Genomic DNA, 12,172 nt, shown 5'->3' with positions numbered 1-12,172 from the left:
TATCTGCTCTTAAGCTCTTACATCTTTTCGCATCTCGGTCACTCGCATCTCGAATCTTTCTCTACTTGAAGCGCAAAACAATACCCTGAAATACCACCCATTATGTTTCCTAAAGCTAGGCCAATAAACAGTCCTTCGACGTCATCGATTTGGCTACCTACCCAAGCGAACGGCAAGGTAAATACAAACAGGCGCATGAAGCTCCATTGAAAGGCTTTGAGAGGTTGATGCATGGCATTCATTGCACTAATCAGCATCATGATAATTCCTTGGAAGCCATAGCTAAACGGGACAACTAACAGGTAATGCCACAGGATGCCTCGTACAGATTCTTCTTGAGAGAACAGGGCGGCCAAAGGGATGCTCAATGGCACCATCATTAAGAAAATCAAACCTTGGAACATCACGGCGAAGCGCATGCTTAAGAACAGAGCTTTGAAACTACGTTGTGGATTATTAGCGCCAAAGTTTTGCGCCATGAAAGGCGTAAGAGCCGAAGTCAGAGACATCAACACAATGATAAGAATCGATTCAATACGCTGGGCAGCGCCATAAGCCGCTACAGCTTCTGTCCCTTGTTTGGCTAACATCATCATGATAATGGCGCCAGCAAGTGGGTTAAGGGCATTGGAAAGCGCGGCGGGTGTGCCAATGGTTAAGATCTGTTTCCAGTCATCGATGATGTTTTTTAGCTTAGGCGGAGCAAGTAGCTTTTCTCGTATGGTTAATACATACAGTGAGCCACATAAAGCACCAAACCAACTGAATCCGCTAGCAATGGCTGCGCCTTGAATTCCTAGCTCTGGGAAAGGGCCGTAACCAAAGATTAATAGAGGATCGAGAATGCCGTTAATCAGGCCTGCCAGCATCATGATCTTGGCCGGTGTTTTGGTATCACCACTGGCTCGTATTGCGCTATTACCTGCCATTGGAATAACAAGTAGCGGTATCGCTAAATACCAGACTGACATGTATTCGGATATCAGTGGCAGTAACTCAGGTTCTGCCCCCAACAGAGTAAACATAGGCTCTAGTGTTACTAAGCCCAGTGTTGATGCAAAGCCAACAAGCAACACCGCAAGCAGTAAACCGTGGCAAGTAAAGCGAGCGGCATTTTGTGCGCAACCTTGGCCAAGTAACCTTCCAATACACGTCGAAAGGCCGATGCCAATCCCCATGGTGATGCAGTTGATGGCAAAGGTGACAGGGAAGGTGAAGCTCACCGCAGCAAGGGCTTGGGTACCCAGTAATGAGATAAAGAAGGTATCGACTAAGTTAAACATCAAGATCGCCACCATACCGAATATGGTCGGTATGGTCATGGTACGCAATGTACTCTCAATAGGAGCAGTTAATAGCCCGTGCTTATCTTGCATGTAAAACGCCGATTGAACTAGAATATGGCTAGGATACAGTGAATTGTGAGTAGTCTGAAGATCGCTTTCATAAAGTTTACAAATCACACAATACTAACAGCATACGGTGTGATAGCATTCTGCCGTTATTAATTCAGATGTTTTGAGAGATTTATAGTGAAGCAGCATACACAGCCACACTCCCTGCAAGACCCATCGTTGGATACAACGGGCGATAAGATTGATTTGTTAGAGCTTTTTAAGGCCTTGTGGGACGGCAAGTTAATGGTCATATTGGTTACTGCTTTATTTACTGCTAGTAGTATTGGTTTTGCTTTGTTAGCTCAAGAGTTGTGGTCTTCCAATGCAAAGATCACCAAGGGTCAACCCCAAAACCTAGCTGCATATCAACAACAAGTGAAGCAGTTTCAACCTATTTTCGATATCTATCAAGAAGATGGCACCGTCCTTGTCAGTAGAGAACTGGATGGTTTGGTTGATCCTAAGGTATTGTTTCAGCGCTTTATGAATACCTTTAACTCAGCGGATAATAAGAGAGATTTCTTAGGTAATAGTGCTGCGTTTCAAGAGTTTAAAAACTCTATGCTTGTTGACAGTTCTGATATGACACCGGATGAGGTTAGAATCTTATATGCAAAATGGTTTGATAGTATTTCCGCTTCTAAAGTCGATAAAAAGGATCTTAATTCACCATATACTATTAGTTTTCAAACAACGACTAAGGAAAGTAGTTTCGACTTGTTAACAGCTTACATTTTGACTACAGAGTTAAAAGCTCGTGAAGATGCATTTAATAACTTACGCGCTATAGTGAATAGCAAGCATAATGAGCTGATCCAACAAAAAAGAATTTTAGAAAGCCAGGCAAGTACTAAGTTGTTAGTTGAAACTGAGCGAACAAAATATGCAGCCCAAATTGCCAAGTCTGCAGGAGTCGATAGACCAATTCAAACAGGCAATGAGAGTGAATTATTTAGCATCGATTTAGGTGCTAAGGGCTTAGATGCAAAAGTTAAAGCCCTAGAGTCAGTTAAAAATTTAAGTGTTATTGAGCCTCGTCTTCAACAAATAAATGCAAAACTGGATATGTTGAAGAATCTTGAAATTGATCGAAATGCTGAGTTTCAAACGTTCCGTTACTTAGATAATGTTGAAAAACCGATAACTCGTGATAAACCTAAACGTGCTTTGATAGTTATATTTGGAACATTGTTAGGTGGTATGTTTGGGGTTGCGATCGTTCTAATACGTTTTGTGTTTAGAAAAGAAGACTAAGTTTCTAATGGCTAGTGTTATCACTGGCCATTTTTCTTTTCTCACTCCTTGTTGTTTGAGTTTCCTCACAAAAAGTCCACCTCCCCCCTTGGGTTCTTCCACATCGCCCCAACATACTCTTTAACCCCATGCCAATCGTGGCAACTATCAAATTAAATGGAAATTATCAGGAGATCTGACCGATGAATATCCGTCCTCTACACGACCGAGTTATCGTTGAGCGCCAAGAAGTTGAATCTAAATCTGCTGGTGGCATCGTTCTAACTGGTTCTGCCGCTGAAAAATCAACTCGCGGTGTAATTCTAGCTGTTGGCAAAGGCCGCATTCTAGAAAACGGTTCAGTACAACCATTGGACGTTAAAGTTGGCGACACTGTTATCTTCGCTGAAGGCTACGGCACTAAATCTGAAAAAATCGACGGCAAAGAAGTTCTGATCATGTCTGAAAACGACATCATGGCGATCGTTGAGTAATCCGACCCATAAAACTGAACTGACTGAATAAAGAATTTAAAGGAAATAAAGATGGCTGCTAAAGACGTTAAATTTGGTAACGACGCACGTATTAAAATGCTAGAAGGTGTAAACGTTCTGGCTGACGCGGTAAAAGTAACGCTAGGTCCTAAAGGCCGTAACGTTGTTCTAGACAAATCATTTGGCGCACCAACGATCACTAAAGATGGTGTTTCTGTTGCACGTGAAATCGAACTTGAAGACAAGTTCCAAAACATGGGCGCACAAATGGTGAAAGAAGTGGCTTCGCAAGCGAATGACGCAGCGGGCGACGGTACAACAACGGCGACAGTTCTTGCACAAGCAATCATCACTGAAGGCCTAAAAGCCGTTGCTGCTGGCATGAACCCAATGGATCTTAAGCGCGGCATCGACAAAGCGGTTATCGCAGCAGTTGAAGAGCTTAAAGGCCTTTCTGTTCCATGTTCTGATACTAAAGCTATCGCTCAAGTAGGTACTATCTCTGCGAACTCGGATTCGACAGTAGGTAACATCATTGCTGAAGCGATGGAAAAAGTAGGCCGTGATGGCGTAATCACAGTTGAAGAAGGCCAGGCTCTACAAGACGAGCTAGACGTAGTTGAAGGTATGCAGTTCGATCGCGGTTACCTATCTCCTTACTTCATCAATAACCAAGAAGCGGGTTCTGTTGATCTAGAAAGCCCATTCATTCTGCTTATCGACAAGAAAGTTTCGAACATCCGTGAACTTCTTCCGACTCTAGAAGCCGTTGCTAAGGCATCTCGTCCACTTCTTATCATCGCTGAAGATGTAGAAGGCGAAGCGCTTGCAACTCTCGTTGTGAACAACATGCGTGGCATCGTTAAAGTGGCTGCTGTTAAAGCACCTGGTTTCGGTGACCGTCGTAAGTCTATGCTTCAAGACATCGCTATCCTAACGGGCGGCACGGTTATCTCTGAAGAGATCGGTCTAGACCTTGAGAAAGTAACGCTAGAAGACCTAGGTCAAGCTAAGCGTATTACTATCACTAAAGAAAACTCAACCATCATTGATGGCGCGGGTGATGAAGTGATGATCCAAGGTCGCGTTTCTCAAATCCGTCAACAAATCGAAGATGCAACGTCAGATTACGACAAAGAGAAGCTTCAAGAGCGCGTAGCGAAACTAGCTGGCGGTGTTGCAGTAATCAAAGTTGGCGCTGCGACTGAAGTTGAGATGAAAGAGAAGAAAGACCGCGTAGAAGATGCACTTCACGCAACTCGCGCTGCAGTTGAAGAAGGTGTGGTTGCTGGTGGTGGTGTTGCACTTATCCGCGCTGCATCTAAAGTTGCTAACCTTGAAGGTGACAACGAAGAGCAAAACGTAGGTATCCGTGTTGCACTACGTGCAATGGAAGCACCTATTCGTCAAATCACTAAGAACGCGGGTGATGAAGAATCAGTGGTTGCTAACAACGTTCGTGCTGGCGAAGGTAACTACGGTTACAACGCGGCTACGGGTGAATACGGCGACATGATTGCTATGGGTATCCTAGATCCAACTAAGGTGACTCGTTCTGCACTTCAGTTCGCAGCATCAGTTGCTGGTCTTATGATCACAACAGAAGCGATGGTGACAGACAAGCCTCAAGATTCAGCTCCTGCAATGCCTGATATGGGCGGCATGGGCGGTATGGGTGGCATGGGCGGTATGATGTAAACCACTAAAGATAATTAAGTTATTAATAAACAATGACTTAATTTCACGTGGGCGCGAATGTAGACGTTGAGGGATGCCGGTTTGAAGATTCTGGCATCCCTTTTTTAATGGCAACTCTATTCTTTTTATTTTAAAAGGTTTCCGGAGTTATGTTTTGTCTTTAAAGTATGTGACAAGGTGTTCATATAAAAGAGTTAAGAGTTAAGAGTTAAGAGCAAAGGCAAAGGGGCTACAGTTTATTACAAGGCTGGATTGTGTTGGGAGGGGTAATAGTAGCAACCAAGCGTTGTCTGTTGGGAAGAAGCACAAAACATCTGTTGGAAGGTGTTGATTATTTGGAATAAAAAAGGAGTATCACCGGCGGTATTAAGCCTTAGTACCCATAAATAATCATCGACAGGTCAATTGATGTTTATCATGGCTGGTGCGGTTGCTAGTTTTGATTTCTAGGTGTTACTTGAAGGTAAGAAGAAGGAATTGTTATTGTAAATTCAAAGGGCGAGAGTCGTGTTTGTTTTTCAAGTATTTATCGATCAGGAAAAGATGAGGGGCAAAACGAAGTATAGATTTCATTTACAGCTTCTTAGTTTAGGGTATGATTAACCTTTTTACTTCCCATAGTAATGTGTCAGGGGGATCGGCTTTGGATAAGAAAAACCAACAAATATTATCACTTCAGATCTTAAGGGGGGTAGCAGCTTGGCTTGTTGTTTATCATCACTATAGTCAAGTGTTTTTTTCTTGGGATATGTCGAAAAGTATATTTGGAGAAAGTGTAGGCTATTTCCTTATGCATTATGGAAAGCTTGGAGTTGATATATTCTTTGTTATCAGTGGTTTTATTATATTTCTAAGCGCACAGCGAATGCTAAATGCGAAAAAGTTTATAATAAATAGGTTATTACGAGTGGTTCCACCCTACTGGTTCTATACATTAGTAATGGTTATTCTTTCATTTTTTATACCAGATGCTATAACTTCAGAATGGACTGTGTCATCGCTGATAAAGTCATTACTGTTCATACACCATGAAAACCCATCCCCCTCTCTAGGAGCTTATCCATATTTAACAGTTGGTTGGACTTTGTTATTTGAAGTGTCATTCTACATAATATGCATGTCTAGTATACTAATTTTTAAGAAGTATTGGTTTATGCCTGTCGTTCTTTTGTTGTTGTTTCCTCGTCAATTATGGCCATTCGACAGCTTTAGTTTCTTCTTTGAGTCAAAGTACATTGGAGAGTTTGCTTGGGGGATTGTTATTGGGCTAGGGTATACCAAAGGGTTATTCAAGACTAATAATCTTATCTCATTGCTTTTGTTATCTTTCTCTTGTGGTTTCTTTATCTATGGTGGTGCTCAACCATATAAAATAACTGCTATTGTTTTATTGGTTATGGCGCTTCTCATGTGTAACGAGAAAGTGTTTAATAGCTATGCTTTTTTTCCGCTTAAGAAGTTAGGTGATTATTCCTACTCTACATATTTAATCCATGCAGCAATATCTGTTCCAATTTGCAGTTATATTTTTGATATTAAAGACTACCATAACAATGATCTAATATTGTTTTTTACTTATACAGTATTGACCTTGCTTCTTTCATACTTGAGTTATAGGTATATTGAAGGGCGTTTAGTTTCACGCTGTAAAAAAGTAAGCTGTGTATTTAGCGTCTTTAAAGAAAAAAAGATTGAGATTAGTGGTTAAAATGCAGTCGTTCATGAACGAGGCTATATCTATATAAAAAATCGAAAACCCATCTCAGAGTATGTATTTAGATGGGTTTTTTTATAAATTTTCTCTAGTAGCTCTTTTCTAGTTTGCTTGAAATGTTAGTGACTTTGATTCGAAAAAACCATCGGTTTACATTAGAGTCACTTCATATATTAAGCGCCTTAATTAAATAGCTAGAACAATGAAAAAAGAAGGCGATTATTCTCTTTCTCTATTCTTATCTCTTCGAAACTCATTTATCAGCACCTCGCATTCGCATTCGCATTCGCATTCGCATTCGCATTCGCACCTCGCATTCGCACCTCGCATTCGCATCTCGTCACCCGTATCCCGCATCTGCTCTTATCTCTGCTCTTTGCTTTTCGAATCTCGTTTACTCGTATCCCGTATCTGTTTTTCCATTGCTCTTTTTGATTTACCGTCTTATATTCAACAGTACAGTTATGACATTGATCTAACATGGATAGCTGTTGAATAAAGGATAATAAATGCTTGATTGAAAATGGATTAATCAAGTCAACAATAAGTCAGTGGAGACTCCCCAATGAAAAAACTACTTTCAGTACTTGCTGTGTCGGCAGCAGTAATGGCACCAGCGGCATTCGCTTCTTCGCCTGTTATGTTTTCAACGATCAACGGCTTCAACGCACCTGATTCAGATGCGGTTGGCGGTGTACGTTTAGCTCTGCTTCACGGACAAGTAAACGACCTTAAAGGTGTTGATCTTGCGGTTGTTGGTATGTCTGAGACGCAAACAACAACAGGTGTGAACCTGGGTATCTTCGGTGCATCAAAAGTGAACCAAGAAATGACCGGCGCATCTCTAGGTTTCTTCAACTGGAACACTGGTAAAACAACGGGTGTTAACCTTGGTGCAGTGAACATTACCAATGATGTAAAAGGCGCGAACGTGAGTTTCGTCAACTACTCAGAAGGTAACACTATGGTTGATGTTGGCGCTGCGAACCTTTCAGAAGTGTCGACGGTTCAGGTTGGTATCTTCAACAAAACCAACAAAATCGAAGGTGTACAAGTTGGCCTGATCAACTGTGCTGATAACGGTTTCTTCCCGTGCTTCCCGATTGTAAACTTCGCTAAATAAAGCGGTCGTTTAGCCTCTGGTTCTACTATTGGCGAGCGATGTTTAGTTGGCGTATTAGCTTTTATTTAGCGCATTAGCGTTTAAAAGCGAAGCCTATCAACGCCTAAACCCTTGTTTAGGCGTTATTACATTCAATTCCACAACCAAGATAAACTTCTCAAACCACCTGATAAGCATATTGTTTTATATTTCCTATTGCAGTATTTTTACTTATAAGTACAATGTGCGATAAATTCCCAATGATGATTTATATGCTTTGATTAACCACCATACCATCGATTTTAAAAAGGCTTTTTTAAGTCTGACCGCCAGTTTTTTAGTAGTTTTGAGCTTGTTGCTCGTTGATTCAGCGGAAGAATCAGATAAACAGTATGGAATCGAAAACCAAGGCGTGACACGCTCTTTAGCGGAGCTCACACAGATCATAAATGCGCTTGAGTACAACATCACTGCGCTTTATCCACTGCATGGGGATACCTACGTATTCTCGCATGACAAAAAGATTGAAGGTGAGACGTGCTACTTCACTAGTGAGGAGCAACATGCCCCTCGTTTTGATTTTATGTTCTCTGGCCCTCGCGAGATGTGTAACCCGAAATCGGACCTTTATACCGAAGCGGGTAAGCGTTTGTTTATTGCGCCTACCATGGCCTATTTCGCCAATACCATTGATACCATCTCAGCGATCTACTTCATCTCGAAAGAGAAGTTTATTATCTCTTCCCCCTCTGATATTGCCCAATATATGAAAGGTGATACGTTCGACTCTGTCGTAAATAGCCGACCATATTGGATCAATACGGTTCGCTTTGGCCTATCGCAAGGCAAAGACCGAGTGGTGTATACCGGCCAATACGATGATTATCTGACAGGTCAAAAAGTGGTGACCTTAACCAAAGGGATCTACGTTAATGGTGAGTTTAAAGGGGTATTGGGTGTCGATGGCTATGTCTCTAACCTAGTATCAAACCCTACCCATGGCTATAAAGTCACAAGTACGCGAGGCGCAAACAAATACGGCTTTATGGACTTTACCTATTCCAAGCCTCTGTATGTTGATGACATAAACACTCAGCTATATCTGAGTATTGAAGAAGATAAGAGCGAGCACTTTCTACATGTATTGGAGATGGAGAAGATTCAGCTTTCGATACTGTTGGTTTTGTATCTGCTCTCGGTTTTATGGCTATGGCGTTTCTATACAAGACAAGAGCACCAGCGTTTAAATGCCCTAGCAATGCGCGACCCATTAACGGGCTTGCTGAATCGACGTGGCTTTGAAACTCGATTACTGGCGCAAGATGAAGAGCCGATTATTGGTGTTGGCGTGTTTGATATCGATGATCTCAAAGTCGTTAATGATCAATATGGTCATAAAGTGGGGGACGAGGTGATTTGTCATGTTGCTCAGTTGATGCTGAACAGCGTTAGACAGCAAGATATCGTGGCTCGATTTGGTGGTGAAGAGTTTGTTGTTGCGATTACGGGTGAATCATCAGAGTTGCTTTCATCGATCTTTGAGCGAATCAAAAACGACATTAGCCTACAGAGTTATCGATGCCCAACGGGTGACAAGATAAATATCTCTGTCTCTGGTGGTGCGACGCTCTACTCCTTGTACAAATTCGACAGTGTTGGGCACTTGTGGGAAAACCAGAGTATTCGCGCTTGCGACGAACAGCTCTATAAGGCAAAGGCTGCGGGCAAGAACCAGGTGTGTATTCAGGTGTATTAAGCGCTTTCGTAATAGCTTAAAGCCTAGTCGTTTGACTAGGCTTCTTTTTTGTCTAAGGAATTGTGTCTAGTAAATCTCATTCAAGAAGAGAGGTTACTTTTTCGCGCGACCTTTTCTCATCCACTTTTGGTGAACACCACGACGCAGGCTCTGGAAGCTATTTTCCACCTTGTCGACACCAAGCAGAATCACTAGCGCCATTAGCGTGATAATGACTGATTGAGAAAGGTGGCCAAGTGCGATCATCATACCTAATGCAGCGAGCACCCAGATAATCGCGGCTGACGTGACTCCATGAATCTTGCCATCCAGTGTCATCATTACCCCTGCGCCAAGGAAACCCACCCCAGTAATTATCTGCCCAAGCACACGAGCTTGATCGAGCGTATTAGGGGAAAGGCTAATCGCCATGGTGAGGAAGAAGTAGGTGCCGCTGATGATCAGAATCGATGTCCTGATCCCTACCGGTTTACCGCGTGTTTGTCGCTCGATGCCGATTAACGAACCACACAGCATGCATACTGCAAGACCTGCCCAGCTAAAGGGGGCAAGGTTGAGAGTTTGTTCTATAAATTGTGTCATATCACCCCTCCTAAAAATTTAGAATAGAGCCGAGTATGCTAATAATAGACCGGACGATCGAACAAAAACTTTTTGTCTTAACGATTGATAAAGATGACTTAAAGTCTAGCAGCCGATGTTGTTAAGGTGAAGCTAGGGGAGTTTTTCTTTTGTCGCTTCTTGATACTCAAGAAGCGACCATTGCTCGAGATAGAGTTATTCAATGTGTAGGTCGAGTGGTGTCTTGCTGCTGCGTCCGCCAATCTCTCGGGTTAATTTAGGTACTAGGTAGCCAGAAACCTCAGAGATTAATCCCTTAAAGTGATGCTTGGCTTCTTCATCTGAAATATAGAAATGAGCAGCGCCCTGAACCTTATCAAGCACATGCATATAGTAAGGTAAAACACCGGCATCGAATAGTTTTTCGCTCAAATCTTTCAATGAGTTAGCGCTGTTATTTACGCCTTTAAGCATCACGCCTTGGTTGAGCAGAGTCGCACCAGTTAGCTTAAGCTTATGGAAGGCTTGCTTGAGCTCCAAGTTGATTTCATTGGCATGGTTAATATGGCTGACCATGACCACATTGAGATGAGTTTGAGCTAGCAATTGGCACAGTTCATCCGTTACTCGAGCGGGAATCACAACCGGTAATCGGCTATGAATTCGAACGGCTTTTACATGTGGGATCTGTTCGATAGCATTGATAAGCCACTCTAGTTCGCTGTCTTTGGCCATCAGTGGATCGCCACCCGACAAGATAACCTCGTTGATCTCTGGGTGAGCCGTCACATAGTCGAGGCTGGTTTGCCAAACAGACTTTGAGCCCTTGTTATCTTGATAAGGGAAGTGACGACGGAAGCAGTAGCGGCAGTTAATCGCACAGCCACCTTTCACTATCATCAGTGCACGATTTTTATATTTGTGCAGTAAGCCCGGGATTGCGTTCTCTTGCTCTTCCAGTGGATCGGCGGAATAGCCTTGGTGCACCTCAAACTCTTCACTTAGCGGTAAAACCTGTCTTAGCAAAGGATCGTGTGGGTTGCCTTTTTCCATTCGTTCGACAAAGCTAAGAGGTACCCGAAGTGCAAATAGCTCACGAGCAGCGAAGCCTGCTTGCCACGGTGTTGGGTCTATTTCCAATGCCTCAAGCAGTTTTGTCGGGTCAGAGATCGCATTCGATAGTTGTTTGAGCCAGTTTTGCTCAACAGATTCGACTTTTCGGGTTATGATATGCGGCATTGAAATTAACTCAAAGATGTGGAAGAGAAAATCATGGCGTCAGTAAGCACCAATGAATTCAAAGGCGGTTTAAAATTCATGTTAGATAACGAGCCTTGCTCAATTATCGACAATGAATACGTTAAGCCAGGTAAAGGCCAAGCGTTTAACCGTGTAAAACTTCGTAAACTGCTGTCAGGCAAAGTGTTAGAGAAAACATTCAAATCAGGCGAAAGCTTTGAGCTTGCAGATGTTGTTGACGTTGAACTAGGTTACCTATACAACGATGGCGAATTCTACCACTTCATGAACAACGAAACATTTGAGCAAATCGCAGCAGACGTAAAAGCAGTTGCTGACTCTGCAAAATGGTTAGTTGAAAATGACGTTTGTACTCTAACGTTGTGGAATGATAACCCTATCACAGTAACTCCACCAAACTTTGTTGAGATCGCAGTAACAGAAACCGATCCTGGCCTTAAAGGCGACACACAAGGTACTGGCGGTAAGCCTGCAACTCTAGCAACTGGCGCGGTTGTTCGCGTACCTCTATTCATCGCTATCGGTGAAGTTGTTAAAGTTGATACTCGTACTGGCGAATACGTTGGTCGTGTAAAATAATTTGATTGTGTCCATCTTGTTTAAGATGGCTCAGTGAAATAAGAAAGGTCGCTTATGAGCGACCTTTTTTGTATTTAAAAAGCAGATGCGCGTAAACGAGATGCGAGATACGAAGAGCTTGAAGGGCAGATGCGCGTAAACGGGATGCGAGATACGAAGAGCTTGAAGGGCAGATGAGAGTAAGCGAGATGCGCGATACGAAGAGCGGGAAGGGCAGATTCGAGTAAGCGGGATGCGGGATACGAAGAGCGGGAAGGGCAGGTTCGAGTAAACGAGATGTGAGATACGAAGAGCTTGAAGGGCAGATGAGAGTAAGCGAGATGCGCGATACGAAGAGCTTGAAGGGCAGATGCGCGTAAACGAGATGCGAGATACGAA

The 12,172-nt window shown here is 42.8% G+C and carries 11 protein-coding genes; 7 read left to right on the top strand and 4 right to left on the bottom strand.

Going from position 1 to position 12,172, the window contains the following annotated elements; translation table 11 throughout:
• Window positions 1-38: 38 nt before the first annotated feature.
• Window positions 39-1,376, bottom strand: coding sequence for an MATE family efflux transporter (locus tag BCV39_RS16320; RefSeq protein ID WP_102431592.1), 1,338 nt, complete (start codon window positions 1,374-1,376; stop codon window positions 39-41).
• A 156-nt stretch (window positions 1,377-1,532) separates the two neighbouring features.
• Here BCV39_RS16320 and BCV39_RS16315 point away from each other — a divergent pair, with 156 nt between their 5' ends.
• The 6 genes from BCV39_RS16315 to BCV39_RS16290 all read left to right on the top strand — a co-directional run bounded on the left by BCV39_RS16315 (window position 1,533) and on the right by BCV39_RS16290 (window position 9,394).
• On the top strand, window positions 1,533-2,651 hold the full coding sequence (locus BCV39_RS16315; protein WP_102431593.1) for a Wzz/FepE/Etk N-terminal domain-containing protein: 1,119 nt from the start codon (window positions 1,533-1,535) through the stop codon (window positions 2,649-2,651).
• A gap of 182 nt (window positions 2,652-2,833) precedes the next feature.
• Window positions 2,834-3,124, top strand: a complete 291-nt coding sequence (locus BCV39_RS16310; RefSeq protein ID WP_004741353.1) for a co-chaperone GroES — start codon at window positions 2,834-2,836, stop codon at window positions 3,122-3,124.
• A 51-nt stretch (window positions 3,125-3,175) separates the two neighbouring features.
• Complete coding sequence (gene groL / locus BCV39_RS16305; RefSeq protein WP_048607778.1) at window positions 3,176-4,822, top strand: chaperonin GroEL; 1,647 nt, start codon at window positions 3,176-3,178, stop codon at window positions 4,820-4,822.
• A gap of 643 nt (window positions 4,823-5,465) precedes the next feature.
• Entirely contained in the window at window positions 5,466-6,530 is a 1,065-nt protein-coding gene (locus BCV39_RS16300) for an acyltransferase (RefSeq protein ID WP_157933144.1), read from the top strand.
• A 571-nt stretch (window positions 6,531-7,101) separates the two neighbouring features.
• Entirely contained in the window at window positions 7,102-7,659 is a 558-nt protein-coding gene (locus tag BCV39_RS16295; protein WP_017068001.1) for a hypothetical protein, read from the top strand.
• A 256-nt stretch (window positions 7,660-7,915) separates the two neighbouring features.
• Complete coding sequence (locus BCV39_RS16290) at window positions 7,916-9,394, top strand: diguanylate cyclase (RefSeq protein ID WP_102431595.1); 1,479 nt, start codon at window positions 7,916-7,918, stop codon at window positions 9,392-9,394.
• A 93-nt stretch (window positions 9,395-9,487) separates the two neighbouring features.
• Here the strand turns inward: BCV39_RS16290 and BCV39_RS16285 are convergent, their stop codons facing one another.
• Window positions 9,488-9,976 carry an MgtC/SapB family protein gene (locus tag BCV39_RS16285; RefSeq protein WP_055320086.1) on the bottom strand — a complete coding sequence of 163 codons (489 nt, stop codon included), beginning with the start codon at window positions 9,974-9,976 and terminating at the stop codon, window positions 9,488-9,490.
• 195 nt (window positions 9,977-10,171) lie between these two features.
• Window positions 10,172-11,194: an EF-P beta-lysylation protein EpmB gene (epmB, locus tag BCV39_RS16280; RefSeq protein WP_102431596.1), complete on the bottom strand. Its 1,023-nt coding sequence runs from the start codon at window positions 11,192-11,194 to the stop codon at window positions 10,172-10,174.
• A 33-nt stretch (window positions 11,195-11,227) separates the two neighbouring features.
• Here epmB and efp point away from each other — a divergent pair, with 33 nt between their 5' ends.
• The gene (gene efp / locus BCV39_RS16275; protein ID WP_048661402.1) at window positions 11,228-11,794 is read left to right on the top strand and encodes an elongation factor P; all 567 of its coding nucleotides are present in this window, start codon (window positions 11,228-11,230) and stop codon (window positions 11,792-11,794) included.
• 52 nt (window positions 11,795-11,846) lie between these two features.
• Here the strand turns inward: efp and BCV39_RS23290 are convergent.
• The coding region (locus tag BCV39_RS23290; protein ID WP_206748276.1) for a hypothetical protein at window positions 11,847-12,172 on the bottom strand (326 nt) is incomplete at its 5' end.

Origin of the sequence: Vibrio sp. 10N.286.55.E10 (assembly GCF_002872555.1) — a bacterium.
Taxonomy (GTDB): domain Bacteria; phylum Pseudomonadota; class Gammaproteobacteria; order Enterobacterales; family Vibrionaceae; genus Vibrio; species Vibrio crassostreae.
This window is presented reverse-complemented; position numbering and strand designations above follow the sequence as displayed.

Bases quoted from the DNA above. Each gene is read 5' to 3' on its own strand.
- epmB (WP_102431596.1), bottom strand. From the start codon at position 11,194: ATGCCGCATATCATAACCCGAAAAGTCGAATCTGTTGAGCAAAACTGG.
- efp (WP_048661402.1), top strand. From the start codon at position 11,228: ATGGCGTCAGTAAGCACCAATGAATTCAAAGGCGGTTTAAAATTCATG.
- BCV39_RS16320 (WP_102431592.1), bottom strand. From the start codon at position 1,376: ATGCAAGATAAGCACGGGCTATTAACTGCTCCTATTGAGAGTACATTG.
- BCV39_RS16295 (WP_017068001.1), top strand. From the start codon at position 7,102: ATGAAAAAACTACTTTCAGTACTTGCTGTGTCGGCAGCAGTAATGGCA.
- groL (WP_048607778.1), top strand. From the start codon at position 3,176: ATGGCTGCTAAAGACGTTAAATTTGGTAACGACGCACGTATTAAAATG.
- BCV39_RS16285 (WP_055320086.1), bottom strand. From the start codon at position 9,976: ATGACACAATTTATAGAACAAACTCTCAACCTTGCCCCCTTTAGCTGG.
- BCV39_RS16310 (WP_004741353.1), top strand. From the start codon at position 2,834: ATGAATATCCGTCCTCTACACGACCGAGTTATCGTTGAGCGCCAAGAA.